Origin of the sequence: Vibrio misgurnus, assembly GCF_029635775.1 — a bacterium.
GTDB lineage: Bacteria > Pseudomonadota > Gammaproteobacteria > Enterobacterales > Vibrionaceae > Vibrio > Vibrio chanodichtyis.
The window spans coordinates 462932-480593 of record NZ_CP113241.1 but is presented as its reverse complement, the minus strand read 5'-3'; the positions used below and the strand labels follow the sequence as shown (position 1 = coordinate 480593).

The following is a 17662-nucleotide window of genomic DNA, read 5'->3' as shown; positions in this document are numbered from 1 at the left end:
GCTATTATTGCAGCAAATTCCGTCCGCTTGAGCGTCAAGTTAAGCTACGTAGCGCTTACAGCGGTCACCGCCATCATTGTCAGAAGCACATGAATAATAACGATTTTGAATTGAGTAACACTCACACATATCCAGACTTAGCTTTGACTATCATTCCGCGTCAGGAACACCCAGTCTCACGTAAGCAGATCAGCGACAATGCACTAAAAGTGCTCTATCGCCTGCATGCGGCAGGGTTTGCCGCGTTTCTCGTCGGCGGTGGAGTGCGTGATTTACTGCTTGGTGGCAAACCAAAAGATTTTGATGTCGCCACCAATGCTACCCCTGAACAATTGCGCCAACTGTTTCGCAACTGTCGGCTGATTGGGCGACGTTTTCGTCTGGCCCATATCATGTTTGGACGTGACATTATTGAAGTGGCGACGTTTCGTGGTCATCACCAAGAATCCAATTCAAGCCAACAGATTGCCGCACAATCTGAAGCGGGCATGCTGCTGCGTGACAATGTCTACGGCACGATAGATCAAGATGCGGAACGACGCGATTTCACCATCAATGCGATGTATTACAATATTGCCGACTACAGCATCCACGACTATGCCGGTGGCATGGAAGATCTCGACGATCGCTTAGTGCGCCTGATTGGTGATCCGCAAACTCGCTACCGTGAAGATCCGGTACGCATGCTGCGCGCGGTACGTTTTGCGGTTAAACTCGATTTTGATATTGAGGAAGATACCGCTGCGCCGATTGAGCAACTAGCACCTTTGCTGCGCGATATTCCAGCTGCACGTCTATATGAAGAGTCGCTGAAAATGCTGCAAGCGGGTCATGGCTTAGAAACCTACCACTTGATGCGTGAATACCAGCTATTCCAACAGCTGTTCCCAACTGTCGCGGCATATTTTACCGAAGATCACAGTTCACCAACCGAGCAGATGCTCGATTTAGTGCTGGATGCCACCGATATTCGACTAGAACAAGATCTGCGCATCAACCCAGCCTTTATGTTTGCTGCAATGTTGTGGTATCCGATGATAGAGCTGGCCAATAACTTAATGGGTTCGCTCAAGCTCAATGAATTTGATGCGATCACTGAAGCCAGCAACCGCATTTTGGATGAAGTGGTTAAACGTATCGCCATTCCACGCCGTCACACCACTACCATCCGCGATATTTGGCAGTTACAGCAACGCCTACCGCGGCGCAGCAGTAAACGTGCGTTTCGCCTGTTAGAACTGAGTAAATTCCGCGCTGGCTTTGATTTCTTAGAGATGCGTGGTGAAATTGAAGGCGGTGAAACCAAACAATTGGCCGAATGGTGGGCGACTTTCCAAAACGCAGGGCGTAATATGCGTCAAGCGATGGTGGCCGATGTTGGCAATGCGCCGGGCAGCAAATCCAGCGCGCGACGTCGTAAACCATCACGCAATAAATCAAAGAGTAAACCTAGCGAATGATCCTTGCTTACATTGCGATTGGCAGTAACTTGGGCGATCCGGTCACCCAAGCCCAACAGGCCATCCACCAGCTTACTCAATTACCGAAGTCGCGCTTAATCGCGGCTTCATCGCTCTATAGCAGTACCCCAATGGGGCCGCAAAATCAGCCCGATTACATCAATGCGGTGGCGGCCATCGAAACCGAATTAACCCCACTGGAATTGCTCGATAGCACACAACGCATTGAGCTGCAGCAGGGACGCGTGCGTAAAAATCAGCGCTGGGGGCCAAGAACCCTCGATCTTGATATTGTGCTTTATGGCAATCAAGTGATAGAGAGTGAGCGTCTCACCATTCCCCACTATGGAATGAAAGTGCGTGAATTTGTGCTCTATCCGCTCGCAGAAATTGCACCCAATTTAACCCTCCCTGACGGGACTGAGATCCAAACGTTACTGCAACAAGTGCCGCTTAATGGGCTCAGAGTTTGGCACTCGCCAATGTCGAGTAAGGACTAAACATGAAAAAAATAACCATAAACGACCTGATGAAATGGAAGCAAGAGGGTCGCAAATTTGCTACATCCACCGCTTATGATGCAAGTTTTGCTCAATTATTTGAGAGCCTAGACATGCCACTCTTGTTGGTAGGCGATTCACTGGGCATGGTGTTACAAGGTGAGGCGGATACCTTGCCTGTCACGGTGGAAGATATTGCTTACCACACCCGTTGTGTACGTAAAGGTAGCCCCAACTGCCTATTGATGGCTGATATGCCGTTTATGAGCTACACCACGCCTGAACAAGCGTGTGATAATGCTGCGAAACTGGTTCGTGCTGGGGCGAATATGGTAAAAATTGAAGGCGGCGATTGGTTAGTCGACACCGTAAAAATGTTGACTGAACGTGCCGTCCCGGTCTGTGCTCACTTAGGCTTAACGCCACAATCGGTTAATATTTTCGGTGGCTACAAAGTACAAGGCCGTGAGCAAGATAAAGCGGATCGTATGGTGCGTGATGCTATCGCGCTGCAAGAAGCCGGGGCACAAATCATCCTGTTAGAGTGTGTACCGGCCGATCTCGCCAAACGGATCACCCAAATTTTGGATGTACCCGTGATTGGCATTGGCGCTGGGAATGGCACCGATGGCCAAATTCTGGTTATGCATGACATGTTTGGTATTTCCGCCAACTACATGCCTAAATTCTCGAAAAATTTCTTGGCCGAAACCGGTGATATCCGTCAAGCGGTTACCCAATATATCGAAGATGTGGCCAGTGGCGCATTTCCCGATCTCGCCCACACTATTGCCTAAGGAGTCATAGATGCAAGTATTTGCAGACCTAGCTGTTGTTCGCGAGCAGATCAAACAATTGAAACGTGAAGGTCGCCGTGTCGCGTTTGTGCCGACTATGGGTAATTTACATGAAGGCCATTTAACGCTGGTGCGCAAAGCCCGTGAGTTAGCCGATGTGGTGGTGGTCAGTATTTTCGTCAACCCAATGCAGTTTGACAGGGCAGAAGATTTAAAAAACTACCCACGCACCCTGGAAGAGGATTTGAGCAAACTCAATGGTGAAGGGGTTGATCTGGTATTTACCCCAACCGCAGAAACTCTCTATCCGCAAGGGTTGGATAAGCAGACCTCGGTCGAAGTACCAGGGCTATCGTATATGCTGGAAGGCGCTTCTCGTCCCGGACATTTCCGTGGCGTGGCAACGATTGTCACTAAGCTGTTTAACATCATACAACCCGATGTGGCTTGCTTTGGCGAGAAAGATTTCCAGCAATTGGCAGTGATCCGCCAGATGGTCGAAGATCTGTGTCTGGATATTGAAATTGTTGGCGTAGCAACCGTGCGTGAATTAGATGGCCTAGCGATGAGTTCACGTAATAATTTGCTGACGCTGGATGAACGTCAACGCGCGCCAGTCTTAGCGCGCACTATGCGTTGGATCAACAGTGCGATCCGTGGTGGACGCAGCGATTATCCATCGGTGATCCAAGATGCAGTGGACCAGTTACGCGCCGCTGATTTAGAGCCTGATGAAATTTTCATCCGTGATGCGCAAACACTATTACCGATCAGCCATGAGAGTAAACAAGCGGTGATCTTGATGTCGGCTTTTCTTGGTAAAGTACGCTTGATCGATAACCAAGTGCTTGACCTGCAAATCGAAAATAAAGCCAGCGCTGAAGAAGAATAATCCCTCATCCTCGTAGCAAAAAGGTCAACCTCGGTTGACCTTTTTTCGCTAACGACGCAAGCATTAATAAAAAGTGAAGCCTAGCTGCGCAGCCCTTTACCTTTGGTCACTAAATAGTGCGCCACCGCATACAGCACCAGCACAAAAGCCACTAATACCGCAAACGAAGTGCTAATATCGACATCCGACATACCAAGAAAGCCATAACGGAATGCATTGACCATATAGACGATCGGGTTGATCTGCGATACCCCTTGCCAAAACTCCGGCAACAGACTTATGGAATAGAATACCCCACCCAGATAAGTCAACGGCGTCAGCACAAAGGTCGGAATGATCGAGATATCATCAAAAGTTTTGGCAAATACCGCGTTAATCAATCCTCCGAGCGCAAACACCACCGAAGTTAAAAATACCGTGGCACAAATCACGCCCCAATGCTCGACCCGCAGATCAACAAACAGCAGCGAAACGGCGGTCACCATTGCCCCGACTAATAAACCGCGCGCCACACCGCCCATCACATATCCGGCAATAATCACATAATTGGGCACCGGAGCGACCAACAACTCTTCAATGTTCTTTTGAAACTTAGCACTGAAAAAAGAAGCCGCCACATTGGAGTAAGAGTTGGTGATGACTGACATCATAATAAGCCCGGGTACAATGTACTCCATATAGCTAAAGCCGTTCATCTCGCCAATCCTTGAGCCAATCAAATTACCAAAAATAATGAAATAGAGCGTCATGGTGATCGCAGGTGGCACTAGGGTTTGCACCCAAATCCGCATAAAACGGTGAATTTCTTTACTTAATAAACTGCGAAATGCGGTCCAATAAATTTGATACATACGGGTTAGCCTCGCTTCGCATTATTAACGATACTGACAAACAACTCTTCTAGGCGATTGACCTTGTTACGCATCGACAGCACCTTAACCCCTTGCTCAGTCAATTGGCTAAACACATGGTTAATGCCTTGGCTCTTTTCCAATTCAATCTCCAGCGAGCCTTGCACCAGTTGCTGTTTGATCACCCCTTGCAGTGGCGCAATCGTCTGCTGACCATCGATATCCAACACAAAGGTCTCCACATCCAGCTTACCAAGCAGATCTTTCATGCTAGTGTTTTCAATTAATTCACCACGCTGAATAATGCCAATATTGCGGCACAGCGTTTCGGCTTCTTCCAGATAATGTGTAGTCAGAATGATGGTGACGCCCTGCTGGTTAATCTGCTGCAGAAACTCCCACATCGAGCGGCGTAGCTCAATATCCACCCCTGCCGTCGGTTCATCGAGGATCAGCAGTTGCGGCTCATGCATTAACGCACGGGCGATCATCAAACGGCGCTTCATACCCCCAGAAAGATGGCGGGCCCGCTCACTACGTTTTTCCCACAAGTCGAGCTGAGTCAGATATTTTTTCGCCCGTTGCTTAGCCAGCGCTTTGGGCACACCATAATAGCCCGCTTGCTGCAACACGATCTGTTCAACCGTCTCAAACGGGTTAAAGTTAAATTCTTGTGGTACTAGGCCAAGCTGCTGCTTAGCTCGCTCAAGCTGAGTATCGAGATCGTAACCAAACACAGAGACCTGGCCAGACGTTTTATTCACCAGCGATGCAATAATACCAATGGTGGTCGATTTACCCGCCCCATTAGGCCCCAGTAGTGCATAAAAATCCCCTTGTTGAACCTGCAAGCTGATGCCTTTGAGCGCCTCAAAGCCACCGGCATAGGTTTTTGTGAGCTGTTGTATTTCCAGTGCGTACATAACTGCAACCTTTTTACTGATGACCGTCGTGATGTTGCGCTTTAATGGCGTTTTTTCAACCCTTAACCTGTGAAAGGCGAGCATTTCTTGCTTCCGTCAGCCTAAAAACACTCACTACTGGCAGTATCATGCCTACACTGAGTTTAGGCGAAGGCTACCAAAACACGTCAGAGCAGTGAATCAACCCACAAATTAGGTGAGCTAGCATGGGTGAGATTGTGTATATTGTGGCTAACAATCTAAGGGAAATAAGATGCCAGAAATTAAACAGCTTTTTGAGAATAACTCAAAATGGTCAGAGTCAATCAAAGCCGAAAATCCGGAATATTTTGCCAAACTAGCCAGAGGGCAAGACCCGGATTTTTTGTGGATCGGATGTGCCGATAGCCGAGTGCCTGCCGAGCGACTCACCGGTCTCTATTCTGGTGAACTGTTTGTCCACCGTAATGTGGCTAATCAGGTGATCCATACGGATCTCAACTGCTTATCCGTGGTGCAATATGCGGTGGATGTACTGCAAGTTAAACATATTATTGTTTGTGGCCACTATGGCTGTGGTGGGGTGACTGCGGCAATTGATAATCCACAACTCGGTTTAATTAATAACTGGTTGCTGCATATTCGTGATTACTATCTCAAACATCGCCATTATCTGGAGCAAATGCCAGCGGAAGATCGCTCGGATAAATTAGCCGAAATTAACGTTGCCGAGCAAGTGTATAACTTGGCCAACTCGACTGTGCTACAAAATGCTTGGGAACGTGGACAATCAGTCGAAGTGCACGGTTTCGTGTATGGTATTGGCGATGGCCGTTTGGAGTATTTAGGGGTGGCTTGTGACTCACGCGATGCAGTAGAGCGCAACTATCACCAAGCGTTAGAGAAAATTCTCAATCCACAGCATCGTTTGCTGTGTCGCTGACAGATTAACGATATGGCTTAACTCATACGCCCACTGACTGAGTGGGCGTTATGGCGGTTAAATTCAATGATTACTCGGCAACTGGCACCACTTTACCAATATAAGGCAGATGGCGATATTTCTGCGCGTAGTCGATACCCACGCCTACTACAAATTCATCGGGAATTTCAAAACCAACCCAATCCACAGCGACATCCACTTCACGACGCGTTGGCTTATCGAGCAAAGTACAAATCGCGATCGACTTCGGCTCACGCAGTGCCAAAATTTCTTTGACTTTGCTCAGCGTATTGCCAGTATCGATAATATCTTCCACTAACAGCACATCTTTGCCTTTAATATCATCGTCCAAATCTTTCAGGATCCGCACATCACGTGAACTGTGCATACTGTTGCCGTAGCTTGAAGCGGTCATAAAATCCACTTGGTGAGTCAGATCAATTTGACGAGCGAGATCGGCCATAAATACAAACGAACCACGAAGCAAGCCGACTAACACTAAATCTTCACTGCCTTGGTAGTGCTTGGTAATTTGTTGGCCTAACTCGACAATGCGCTGAGCAACTTGCTGCTCAGAAATCATGACTTCAACTGTGTGTTTCATACCATTCTCGTTATGTTGCGCGATATCAGCATCGCTGATTTTACGGGTGCCTATTGGCAGGCGTGCATAGTAGCATTTCCCTCAAAAGCTGTTAATCGTTTCACACTCGATTCTCTGCGCGCTGATGATTTCACTCAAGCCAAGCGATGTTACAACCGACCAAAAATCACTATTACTGCGCATTTCAATCCGGTGACGATTGACCTCACATATATGCACCATTACACTCATTAGGCATTTATTAATAAATGACACAATAACTATTAGAGCAAGATGCTCAATCAATCGTCTCATTGGCAAGGACCTTTTGGTATGGATACATCAATAGAAAAACCCCAGCGAACTCGCTTGGCCCCTCATAAACGTAAACTGCAACTGATGGAAATCGCCTTAGAAGTGTTTGCAAAGCGTGGGATAGGCCGCGCGGGTCATGCTGACATTGCAGAAATTGCCCAGGTCTCGGTGGCAACCGTGTTTAATTACTTCCCGACTCGTGAAGATCTGGTGGATGATGTGCTCAATTTTGTGGTTCAGCAGTATTCGAATTTCCTCACCGATCACATCGATTTGGATTTAGATGTGAAAAGCAACCTACAAAATTTGTGCAAACAGATGGTGCAACTGGCAATCACCGATTGCCACTGGCTAAAAGTATTGTTTGAATGGAGTACATCAACCCGCGAGGAAGTGTGGCCGCTATTCGTTGCCACTAACCGAACGAATCAATTGCTGATCAAAAATATGTTTAGCAAAGCGATGCAACGTGGTGAATTATGTGAAAAGCATGATGTTGAACATATCACCAGCCTGTTTCATGGCATCTTTTACTCACTGTTTCTGCAGATCAACCGCGTTGGTGCGCAAGATGCGATGTATAAACTGGTTGATAGCTATCTCAATATGCTATGTATCTATAAAACCAAGGTTTGACAGCTAAAACTTTAAAGCTTGATTGTCTAAACCGTAAATAACAGGCCGACGCGTTAAGCATCGGCCTAATCTAAATAAAATCAATTAGTTGAAATTATTCACCCAAATTCTCTAGGCCCCATTTATACAGTGCATTTTTCTTCAACTGATGAATTTCGGCGACAAGCGCCGCCGCTTTTTTGAGTGGCAGCTCTTTGCTGAGCAGAGTTAAGGTGCGCAATGCATCATCTGGCAGAGTCTGCTCACCAGCCGCCCGATAACCATGCACTAACAGCACCATTTCGCCTTTTTTGCGGTTATCATCTTCAGCAATCCAGGTGATCAATTGTGCCAATGGCATACCTTGAATGGTTTCAAAAGTCTTGGTTAACTCGCGCGCCAAAACCACCTGACGCTCACCGCCCAGTACCTCTTGCATATCTTGCAGGGCGTCGCAGATCCGATGCGGTGACTCATAAAAAATACAAGTGCGCGTGACTTTAGCGATTTCAAGTAGCTTATCTTTACGTGCTTTACTCTTAGCCGGTAAAAAACCCTCAAAACTAAAGCAATCGGACGGAAGACCAGCTGCACTTAACGCCGTGATCACCGCACAAGGGCCAGGAAGTGGCACAACTTTGACCCCAGCTTGACGGCATTGATTGACCAAATGATAACCTGGATCGCTAATCAGTGGTGTGCCAGCATCGGATACCAGCGCAATCGACATGCCCGATTGCAGCTTATCGACTAAAAACTGGGCTTTTTGCTGCTCATTATGATCATGCAGAGCAAAAGTTTTGGTGCTGATATTAAAGTGCGCTAATAATTTACCCGTATGACGAGTATCTTCCGCGGCAATCATATCGACTTGGGCTAACACCTCTAAGGCTCGTTGTGTGATGTCACCCAAATTACCAATCGGGGTTGGCACAATATAAAGAGTTGGTGCACCATTTGGCACGGTTTTAGTATCTGTCATTTGTTTACCATCACATCAACGATTAATATAGAGACAACTTACGGACTAACGAAAGAATCATGGCTATGAACCACCATCAGCGACGCAGTGTACCACGCATATTGACTCCGATTGCATTATCAATCGTGTTATCGGCCTGCTCGACTCAACCTTCGTCACCGGATGTGGTCGATATTGCCGCACCACCACTGTTAACCGCACAAACCTACTTAATGCGTGCCGATGCCAGCCAAGGTACGCAACAAAATGATTGGTTGTTGATGGCCCTCAAAGCCGCGATTGCCGAAAACAATCCCGAGCAAGCGCAATTATTGATCATCCGCCTTGCCAAACAACCGTTGACCGAAACTCAGCAAGCACAATGGCAACTGCTGCGCGCACAATTACTGGTGAATAGCGAACAGTATCAAGAAGCGCTCCGCCAATTAAATTTCCAAGCGAACTGGTCATTACCACAGGTTCAATGGCAACAATATTACCAATTACGCGCCGATATTTTTACCGCGCTAGATCGCCCGTTTGACTCCACTCGTGAATTGATCGCGCTGTATGAGATGTCATCAAACCGTGAGCAAGAAGCGTTAGCCGATCAAATCTGGGCTAGCTTGAATCACTATTCGGCAAACAATCTGACTCGCCTTGCCGTGGGCCCCAATGAAACACAACTAAGCGGCTGGTTACAATTAACCATCTATATGAAAACGCTGGGCAGCAATCTGCCACAGCTACAAAACACCTTGCAGCGCTGGCTGGCCGAAAACCCACAACATCCGGCAGCAAAATATACCCCTAAAGCCATCAGCGATATTTTGGCACTCAATATTGTCAAACCAACCCATACCGCATTACTGCTGCCTTTAACCGGCAAATTTGCCAAACAGGCGCAATTTATTCGTGATGGTTTCGTGTTTGCGATGATGAATGATGCTGAACGCGCAACGGACGCCACTTTAACCATCATTGATACCAATGCCGAATCACTAGCATCGGTGGATGCCACCCTGACCAACCAGAACATTGATTTTGTGGTCGGGCCATTAATTAAAGACAATATTGAGCAATTACAACGCTTGCAACAAAGCCGTGGCCAAACGATCCCAATGTTAGCGTTAAATATTCCGGATAATATCGATACCACTGCTGGCGCGTGTTATCTGGCTTTATCACCAGAGCAAGAGGTGGCACAAGCCGCTAAACATTTGTTCAGCCAAGGCTACCGCTATCCGCTGATTTTAGCGCCACAAAATGCTTATGGGCAGCGTGTGGTGGAAGCCTTTAATCAAGAGTGGCGACACTTTAGTAACAATAAAGTGGCGGTTAATCTGTTTGGTGATAAGCGTCAATTACAACGCAATATCAATTCAATTTTTGGCTTACAAGATAGCCAGCAAAATATTGCTCAGATCGAATCGCTGCTTGGTATTGGCTTAGAAAGTCAGCCGCGGAGCCGCCGCGATATCGATGCGGTGTATATTGTTGCCAACAGCGCCGATCTCACCTTAATCAAACCGTTCATTGAAGTCGCGATCAACCCAGACACTCGTCCTCCAAAGCTGTTTTCTAACTCCAACAGCAATGCCGGTGGCCGTCAGTATGAAGATTTATCCGGTGTCACCTACAGCGATATTCCACTGCTGATCCATCCATCGCCAAGCCTCCAGCAGCAACTGACTCAAATTTGGCCGGACAGCTCAAATGCCGAGCGCCGCTTACAAGCACTCGGAATGGATGCGTATCAACTGATGGTGGAACTTCCACAAATGAAAATCGTCGAAGGTTATACCCTTGATGGCCAAACCGGTGTACTGAGCATTGATGATCAGTGTGTGGTACAACGCGAAATCAGTTGGGCGGAGCATGGAGTTCGCTAACTCTCGCGCCCAAGGCAACCACTATGAACAGATGGCGGCACAGCACCTATGCCGCCAAGGATTAAAACTGGTCAGCCAAAATGTCAATTATCGCTGCGGCGAATTAGATTTGGTGATGCGCCAAGGTGCCACTTGGGTATTTGTTGAAGTCCGTTATCGCGCCAATCGCCAACACGGTCATGCCGCAGAAACCATCACCCGCAGCAAACGTGATCGCTTGATCAAAGCAGCAAATTGGTGGATGCTCGCCAATAACATAAATAGTCACAGTGCGGATTTTCGTTTTGATGTGGTTGCGATTCATCAGCAAGGGCAACATATCGAATGGTTAAAAAACGCGATAACTGAAGGATAGACAATGCTCGATAGCATTAAAGACAGTTTTACCGAAAGTATTCAAATTCAAATTGCCGCAGCCGAAGCGTTACCAGATGCAATTATGCATGCAGCGCAAGCGATGGTGGCAAGCTTACTTAATGGCCACAAAATTCTCTGTTGTGGTAACGGTGGTTCATCTGTCAACGCGCAACAGTTTGTGTCTTGCCTAATCAATCGCTTTGAAACCGAACGCCCAAGTTTACCAGCGATGGCTCTGACCGCGGATAATACCACCTTAACCGCAGTGGCTAACGACTACCACTACCAAGAAGTCTTTTCTAAACAGGTGCGGGCATTTGGTCAACCTGGCGATATTTTATTAGCCATTTCGACCAGTGGTAATAGCAAAAATATCATTAAAGCAATGGAAGCGGCCGTCACTCGTGATATGACGATTATTGCGCTTACCGGTAAAGATGGCGGCGAAATGGCGGGACTACTCGGTGAAAATGATGTGGAAATTCGTATTCCCTCACACCGTACCGCGCGCATCCACGAGGTTCACATGGTGACGCTACACTGCCTATGTGATTTGATTGACCAAGTATTATTCCCAGCCCATGTAGAGTGATTATGAAAAGTATTAAACTTGTTCTCTTGGCCAGCATGCTTGTCACCTTAACCGGTTGTGCTGGATTATTCATCGCAGGTGCCGCAACCACCGCCAATATGGTGACCGATCCGCGCAGCACTAAGGAGATCTGGCAAGATAATAACCTAGAGTTAGAAGTCGCAGGACTTGCCAATAAAGAGCCCTATCGCAAAGAGACGCGCATCTCAGCGGTGGCTTATCGAGGTACCGTGGTATTACTTGGTCAATCCAGCACTGAAGCAACCTTAGAGCAATTTATCGCGCAAGCTCGGCAACTGAAAGATGTCAAAGAGTTGCATAATCAAATCCAGATCAAAGCGCCGCTGTCGGTCGGAGAAATCAGCAATGACAGCTGGATCACCACTAAAGTTAAATCCGCGTTACTGACCAAATCCGAGCTCAACGGGATCAAAGTGAAGGTAGTGACCGAAGACCGCGTGGTGTATCTGTTTGGCTACGTATCCGCTGAACATGCTGATATTGCGATAGAGGTAGCAAGAAATATTATTGGTGTAAAACAAGTGGTCAGAGCATTTGATTACGCTCAGTAAGCCGATCGGACCAAGCGGTTAGCGAGATAAATAATCAACCCGTTTCGGATGGCGACAAAAAAGGCAGCGATTCTCGCTGCCTTTTACATGTTACGCTTGATGACTTCACGACACGTTTATTTCACAACACGTAAGCTTGGTTTGCCTTTTGGACGAGGTGGCTCATCACTACTCTCATCGCGAGTATGCTCATCACTGTCATCAGCCAATGGACTCTCTAGCCCAGCTAACGAGGCTGGTGCGTCAAACTCTTCAAGCTCTAGTGAGTCGATATAAGCTGATTCAGGCTCAAACATCGTCCCTGCACCATTTTCACGTGCATAAATCGCCTGCACCGCATAAATTGGCACAATAACGCGATGAGGCCGCCCACCAAATCGAGCATTAAAGGTCACTTCGTCGTTACTGAGGTCTAAATGGCTGACCGCGCGCGGAGCGACATTGAGAATAATTTGCCCATCTTGCACATATTCGAGTGGCACTTTAACTCTTGGTAACGTGGCATCCACCACCAAATGTGGCGTAAGCTCGTTTTCCAGCAGCCAGTCATAAAATGCACGCAGCAAGTAAGGTCGACGCGGTGTCATTTGATCACTATCCATTCCGGCATCCATTAGCGAGCCAGACGCATCTCGCGTTCAGCTTCCGTCAGCGAAGCCAGGAATGAATCACGCTCAAATACACGGTTCATGTACACTTTTAGCTCTTTAGAACCAGGACCAATCAAATCAATGCCCAGTACAGGTAAACGCCACAGCAGTGGAGCCAAGTAGCAATCAATTAAACTGAATTCTTCACTCATAAAGTATTCAAACTCAGCGAACACTGGACCTAAAGTCAGCAAGTCATTACGCAATTTATTGCGGGCTTGCTCAGCCACTTCAGGTGAACCGTTGACCACTTTCTCTGCCAATGAGTACCAGTTGCGTTCAATACGGTAGATCATCAAACGGCTGTTACCACGTGCAACCGGATAAACCGGCATTAGCGGTGGGTGTGGAAAACGCTCATCTAAGTATTCCATAATGATTTTGGAATCATACAGAGCTAGCTCACGATCCACCAAAGTAGGTACGGTTTTATAAGGATTCAGCTCGATCAGTTCCGCTGGGAGGTTATTCTCATCAACCAACTCAACTTCAAAACTGACACCTTTTTCAGCCAGCACAATGCGAACCTGATGGCTATACATGTCGGATGCACTTGAAAACAGAGTCATCACAGAACGTTTGTTGGCAGCTACAGCCATGGAGCCCTCCAGTACAGATGCGGGGATAAAAAACAATGGAGGCTATAGCCTCCATTGATGAGTTAACAATCGGAAATTAGCGCGACATAATAGCACAATTAGTGCACATCACGCCAATACTCTTTCTTGAGCGCAATCACGACTAAGCTGAAAAGTACTAAAAAGCCCATCACCCACCAACCGAGTTTTTGCCGCTCTAACTTGATAGGCTCACTAGAGTATGCGAGAAAATTGACCAAATCTCGCACCGCTTGATTGTATTCCCCTTCACTTAACTCACCATTACCACGCGATTTGATCCCAACCACATGCATAACCGGATTGCCATCAACAACTTTGCTGGCATAAATCGGCTCAGGAGTACCCTGCAACTCTTCCAGCACATGCGGCATACCAACGCTGGGAAAGACTAAGTTATTAACGCCAAATGGGCGTGATGGGTCAACATAAAAAGTACGCAGATAAGTATAGAGCCAGTCAGTGCCTCGTACCCGCGCCACTAAGGTTAAATCCGGAGGCGGCGCCCCAAACCACTTAGCTGCGGATGACTCCGGAATTGCATTTTCCATCACATCACCAATTTTAGTGGCTGGATTGAATATTAAGTGTTGCTTCATTAAATCGGCCGGGATGCCAAGATCATCGGCAACTCTTTGATAACGTTGGTACTGGGTCGAATGGCAACCAAAACAATAGTTGATAAATAACTTGGCACCATTTTGTAGCGAAGCTTGATCGCTTAATTGATTATTCGCTTTATCTAAATGAATATTAGCTCCTGCCGCCATCACCAATGATGGCCATAGAGCCAGCCACACTACAATCCATATTTTCATTAGTAGGTCACTCTGGTCGGTAATGGCTTAGTCACTTCATTCTTACTATAGAAAAACAGCAACACAAAGAACATGAAATAGCCCAAGCTAAAAATCTGCGCCAACAAGGTATAAGTAGGTGTTGCAGGTAACGCACCTAACATGCCCAATGCAATGAAACTGACCGTAAACTGGGCAATATTGAATAAATGGAATTTGCTACGATAACGATAAGAACGCACCTTACAGCGATCCAACCAAGGTAATAAAAACAACATGACAATCGATGCCCCCATCGCCATCACACCGATTAGCTTATCCGGCACGGCACGCAAAATGGCGTAAAATGGGGTGAAATACCACACCGGAGCGATATGCTCTGGCGTTTTCAGTGGATTAGCCGCTTCAAAGTTAGGTGGTTCAAGGAAATACCCTCCCATTTCCGGATTGAAAAACAGCACATAACAAAACAAAAACAAGAAACCAGCCACACCGATTAAGTCTTTGACCGTGCCATAAGGGTGAAAGGGAATGGAATCCACAATGTCATATTTCTTGGTGTAGTCGTGATGAAACTTGAATTGCGGTTGATAGCCCTCACCCTGCGAACCTTTAGCCAATTTAGTTTCAATTCCATCAGGATTATTGGAACCCACTTCATGCAGTGCCAAAACGTGCAACCCAATCAGCAGTAGTAGCACTATTGGTAATCCAATCACGTGTAACGCAAAGAAACGGTTAAGCGTGGCGCCCGAAATAACATAATCACCGCGGATCCACAGTGTTAAATCATCACCAATGATCGGAATTGCACCAAATAGCGAGATGATAACCTGTGCCCCCCAATAAGACATTTGTCCCCAAGGGAGCAGATAGCCCATAAACGCTTCAGCCATCAATACCAAGAAGATCAGCATGCCAAAGATCCACAATAATTCACGAGGCTGCTGATAAGAGCCATAAATCAAACCTCGAAACATGTGCAGATAAATCACAATAAAAAATGCGGAAGCCCCGGTCGAATGCATATAACGCAGCAACCAACCATACTCCACATCACGCATAATGTATTCGACTGATGCAAACGCTCCTTCGCCTGAAGGCACGTAGTTCATGGTTAACCAGATCCCCGTTAAAAGCTGGTTAACCAGTACCAACATCGCCAACGAACCAAACAAGTACCAAAAGTTAAAGTTTTTAGGCATCGGATATTCAGACAGATGCTTTCTATACGCATTGATAACCGGTAGACGTTTTTCTACCCAATCCAGTAGAGCTTGCATTATGCCTCTCCTGTTGCATCAAGACCAATTACCACCCGAGTATCACTTAGGTACATATGTGGTGGGATCACTAGATTTAATGGCGCAGGAACCGCTTGAAAAACACGGCCCGCCATATCAAATTTGGAGCCATGACAGGGGCAGAAAAAACCGGACTTCACGCCTTGGACTTGCTCAGAAAAAGAGTCCGGTAAATACGTTGGTGAGCACCCCAAGTGAGTACAAATCCCTACCGCAATAAAATATTCAGGCTTAATTGAGCGGTAAATATTTTGAGCATAAGTGGGCTGTTGTAACTGCTGTGAATTGGCATCACGTAATTGGTTGGCGTGATTTTTTAGATCTTCAATAATCGCGCCAGAGCGGCGAACTATCCAAACCGGTTTGCCGCGCCACTCGACTCGGATCATTTGCCCTTCTTCCAGCTTGCCGATTTCAACCTCAACCGGAGCTCCTGCGGCTTTGGCTTTAGCACTCGGATTCCATGATTTGATAAAAGGTACTGCGACCGCAGCCACTCCTAAGCCACCAACAACAGCGGTGGTGGCGGTCAGAAATCGTCTACGACCTGAATTTAGAGGTGCATTACTCATCCAGACATTCTCCCATTGGCTTCCAATCGATCCGGCTAATTCCATTTAAAGAGTAAGGCTAACCAACACGGGCTATAGAATCACCTTGATAACAAATCATAAATAAACAGTTAATATTTAACAAGGTGAAGCTACCTTTTTGCAACACGCATCGATTGAGAACGCTGGAAGCATCACAAAAGGAATAATCGCGTGCCGGATAAAGCATAATGAGCATGGAGGAGAGGATGAGTACGAAAAAAACAGTGGCGACAATTCGCTACCAAGCAATAAACCGTGGGCTTATCGCTGAAATGTAAAAAACCCGGCCAAATAGCCGGGTTTTTGAACCACATCCAGTAACACTGGAGCGTATTTTTCCAAACAGGAAAATTAACGCTTAGAGAACTGTGGACGACGACGTGCTTTACGTAGACCCACTTTCTTACGTTCAACGCGACGAGCGTCACGAGTAACGTAGCCAGCAGCACGTAGAACAGGACGTAGAGACTCATCGTATTCCATCAGAGCGCGAGTGATACCGTGACGGATAGCACCAGCTTGACCAGAAATACCACCACCTTTAACAGTGATGTACAGATCCAGTTTTTCTACCATGTCAACCAGTTCAAGAGGTTGTTTAACAACCATGCAAGAAGTTGGACGACCGAAGTACTCTTCAAGACTACGCTTGTTGATTACGATGTTGCCGCTGCCTGGTTTGATAAAAACACGAGCAGCTGAGCTTTTGCGACGGCCAGTGCCGTAGTATTGATTCTCTGCCATTTCCGAAATCCCCGATTAGATGTCCAGTACTTTTGGTTGTTGAGCAGCATGGTTGTGCTCAGCGCCAGCGTAAACTTTTAGCTTACGGTACATAGCACGGCCTAGAGGACCTTTTGGCAACATACCTTTAACCGCTAACTCAAGTACCATTTCTGGCTTACGCTCAATCAGCTTCTCGAAGCTGAATGATTTCAGGCCACCTGGGAACTCAGAGTGACGGTGGTACATTTTGTTCTTAGCTTTGTTACCAGTAACAGTAACTTTCTCCGCATTAACAACGATGATGTAATCACCAGTGTCAACGTGTGGAGTGTATTCAGCTTTATGTTTGCCACGTAGGCGAGATGCAATTTCACTTGCTAGACGGCCAAGAGTTTTACCTTCAGCGTCTACAACGTACCAGTCACGTTTTACAGTTTCTGGTTTAGCAACGAAAGTTTTCATGCTAATAATAACCCGTTAATTTAAATTTACACTTCAAGGAGCTTTCGCTCCCACTGTCTAAGAGCCCAGTCATCACCCCTTCGAGTGGGTGGCACTCTCGGTCACAAAGGACCTGCAGTAACGGTGGGTCGCAGGATTATAGAGAAGGGAGCAGAAAAAATCATCTCTTTTTGTATAAAATCACAAAAAAAACCATAGCCATTCAATATGCCATGCTGAGGTTTAAAGTAAATATTTGGGGTAGCGCGGCTTTGCTGTCATATTGCTCTGCTACAGTGATA

At 46.8% G+C, this 17662-nt stretch carries 21 protein-coding genes; 10 read left to right on the top strand and 11 right to left on the bottom strand.

Annotated features, from left to right (window positions below):
- Nucleotides 1-89 precede the first annotated feature (89 nt).
- Genes pcnB through panC form a run of 4 tightly spaced genes read left to right on the top strand, consistent with a single transcriptional unit; the run spans nucleotide 90 to nucleotide 3649 of the window.
- Entirely contained in the window at nucleotides 90-1460 is a 1371-nt protein-coding gene (gene pcnB / locus OOK74_RS02390; RefSeq protein ID WP_278183052.1) for a polynucleotide adenylyltransferase PcnB, read from the top strand.
- Nucleotides 1457-1960, top strand: coding sequence for a 2-amino-4-hydroxy-6-hydroxymethyldihydropteridine diphosphokinase (gene folK / locus OOK74_RS02385; RefSeq protein WP_278183051.1), 504 nt, complete (start codon nucleotides 1457-1459; stop codon nucleotides 1958-1960). Before pcnB ends, folK begins: the two co-directional genes overlap by 4 nt.
- A gap of 2 nt (nucleotides 1961-1962) precedes the next feature.
- Nucleotides 1963-2757: a 3-methyl-2-oxobutanoate hydroxymethyltransferase gene (gene panB / locus OOK74_RS02380; protein WP_166013611.1), complete on the top strand. Its 795-nt coding sequence runs from the start codon at nucleotides 1963-1965 to the stop codon at nucleotides 2755-2757.
- A 10-nt stretch (nucleotides 2758-2767) separates the two neighbouring features.
- Nucleotides 2768-3649: a pantoate--beta-alanine ligase gene (panC, locus tag OOK74_RS02375; RefSeq protein WP_278183050.1), complete on the top strand. Its 882-nt coding sequence runs from the start codon at nucleotides 2768-2770 to the stop codon at nucleotides 3647-3649.
- Nucleotides 3650-3729: 80 nt separating this feature from the next.
- Here panC and OOK74_RS02370 read toward each other — a convergent pair whose 3' ends face one another.
- Nucleotides 3730-4500, bottom strand: coding sequence for an ABC transporter permease (locus tag OOK74_RS02370; protein WP_278183049.1), 771 nt, complete (start codon nucleotides 4498-4500; stop codon nucleotides 3730-3732).
- A gap of 5 nt (nucleotides 4501-4505) precedes the next feature.
- The gene (locus OOK74_RS02365) at nucleotides 4506-5423 is read right to left on the bottom strand and encodes an ABC transporter ATP-binding protein (protein WP_166013614.1); all 918 of its coding nucleotides are present in this window, start codon (nucleotides 5421-5423) and stop codon (nucleotides 4506-4508) included.
- 253 nt (nucleotides 5424-5676) lie between these two features.
- Between OOK74_RS02365 and can the strand changes: the two genes are divergently transcribed.
- Complete coding sequence (gene can, locus OOK74_RS02360) at nucleotides 5677-6345, top strand: carbonate dehydratase (protein WP_274722408.1); 669 nt, start codon at nucleotides 5677-5679, stop codon at nucleotides 6343-6345.
- A gap of 70 nt (nucleotides 6346-6415) precedes the next feature.
- Here can and hpt read toward each other — a convergent pair whose 3' ends face one another.
- Nucleotides 6416-6949, bottom strand: coding sequence for a hypoxanthine phosphoribosyltransferase (hpt, locus tag OOK74_RS02355; protein WP_274722407.1), 534 nt, complete (start codon nucleotides 6947-6949; stop codon nucleotides 6416-6418).
- A gap of 312 nt (nucleotides 6950-7261) precedes the next feature.
- On the opposite strand from hpt, the gene OOK74_RS02350 reads away from it, so the two are divergent.
- On the top strand, nucleotides 7262-7879 hold the full coding sequence (locus OOK74_RS02350; RefSeq protein WP_274722406.1) for a LuxR/HapR/OpaR family quorum-sensing transcriptional regulator: 618 nt from the start codon (nucleotides 7262-7264) through the stop codon (nucleotides 7877-7879).
- 94 nt (nucleotides 7880-7973) lie between these two features.
- Here OOK74_RS02350 and rsmI read toward each other — a convergent pair whose 3' ends face one another.
- On the bottom strand, nucleotides 7974-8840 hold the full coding sequence (gene rsmI, locus OOK74_RS02345) for a 16S rRNA (cytidine(1402)-2'-O)-methyltransferase (protein WP_278183048.1): 867 nt from the start codon (nucleotides 8838-8840) through the stop codon (nucleotides 7974-7976).
- A gap of 65 nt (nucleotides 8841-8905) precedes the next feature.
- Between rsmI and OOK74_RS02340 the strand changes: the two genes are divergently transcribed.
- From OOK74_RS02340 to OOK74_RS02325, 4 genes are read left to right on the top strand one after another with little or no spacing between them, the layout of a single operon-like run.
- Entirely contained in the window at nucleotides 8906-10711 is a 1806-nt protein-coding gene (locus tag OOK74_RS02340) for a penicillin-binding protein activator (protein WP_278183047.1), read from the top strand.
- A complete protein-coding gene (locus OOK74_RS02335) occupies nucleotides 10698-11066 on the top strand; it encodes a YraN family protein (protein WP_166013619.1) in 369 nt (122 codons plus the stop codon). Before OOK74_RS02340 ends, OOK74_RS02335 begins: the two co-directional genes overlap by 14 nt.
- Nucleotides 11067-11069: 3 nt before the next feature.
- The gene (locus OOK74_RS02330; RefSeq protein WP_274722403.1) at nucleotides 11070-11660 is read left to right on the top strand and encodes a phosphoheptose isomerase; all 591 of its coding nucleotides are present in this window, start codon (nucleotides 11070-11072) and stop codon (nucleotides 11658-11660) included.
- 2 nt (nucleotides 11661-11662) lie between these two features.
- Nucleotides 11663-12232, top strand: a complete 570-nt coding sequence (locus OOK74_RS02325) for a BON domain-containing protein (RefSeq protein ID WP_274722402.1) — start codon at nucleotides 11663-11665, stop codon at nucleotides 12230-12232.
- Between the two features lie 116 nt (nucleotides 12233-12348).
- Here the strand turns inward: OOK74_RS02325 and sspB are convergent, their stop codons facing one another.
- From sspB to rplM, 7 genes are all read right to left on the bottom strand, one after another.
- Nucleotides 12349-12834 (bottom strand): ClpXP protease specificity-enhancing factor, encoded by a 486-nt coding sequence (gene sspB, locus OOK74_RS02320; RefSeq protein WP_274722401.1) that lies wholly within the window; start codon nucleotides 12832-12834, stop codon nucleotides 12349-12351.
- An 11-nt stretch (nucleotides 12835-12845) separates the two neighbouring features.
- Nucleotides 12846-13481: a stringent starvation protein SspA gene (sspA, locus tag OOK74_RS02315; protein ID WP_166013623.1), complete on the bottom strand. Its 636-nt coding sequence runs from the start codon at nucleotides 13479-13481 to the stop codon at nucleotides 12846-12848.
- A 98-nt stretch (nucleotides 13482-13579) separates the two neighbouring features.
- A complete protein-coding gene (locus tag OOK74_RS02310) occupies nucleotides 13580-14317 on the bottom strand; it encodes a cytochrome c1 (RefSeq protein WP_274722400.1) in 738 nt (245 codons plus the stop codon).
- The gene (locus OOK74_RS02305; protein WP_274722399.1) at nucleotides 14317-15579 is read right to left on the bottom strand and encodes a cytochrome b; all 1263 of its coding nucleotides are present in this window, start codon (nucleotides 15577-15579) and stop codon (nucleotides 14317-14319) included. Before OOK74_RS02305 ends, OOK74_RS02310 begins: the two co-directional genes overlap by 1 nt.
- Nucleotides 15579-16172: a ubiquinol-cytochrome c reductase iron-sulfur subunit gene (petA, locus tag OOK74_RS02300; protein WP_274722398.1), complete on the bottom strand. Its 594-nt coding sequence runs from the start codon at nucleotides 16170-16172 to the stop codon at nucleotides 15579-15581. The genes OOK74_RS02305 and petA overlap by 1 nt, the downstream gene beginning before the upstream one ends.
- 372 nt (nucleotides 16173-16544) lie before the next feature.
- Nucleotides 16545-16937 (bottom strand): 30S ribosomal protein S9, encoded by a 393-nt coding sequence (gene rpsI / locus OOK74_RS02295; RefSeq protein WP_000829823.1) that lies wholly within the window; start codon nucleotides 16935-16937, stop codon nucleotides 16545-16547.
- Nucleotides 16938-16952: 15 nt separating this feature from the next.
- A complete protein-coding gene (rplM, locus tag OOK74_RS02290; RefSeq protein WP_000847599.1) occupies nucleotides 16953-17381 on the bottom strand; it encodes a 50S ribosomal protein L13 in 429 nt (142 codons plus the stop codon).
- Nucleotides 17382-17662: the final 281 nt, after the last annotated feature.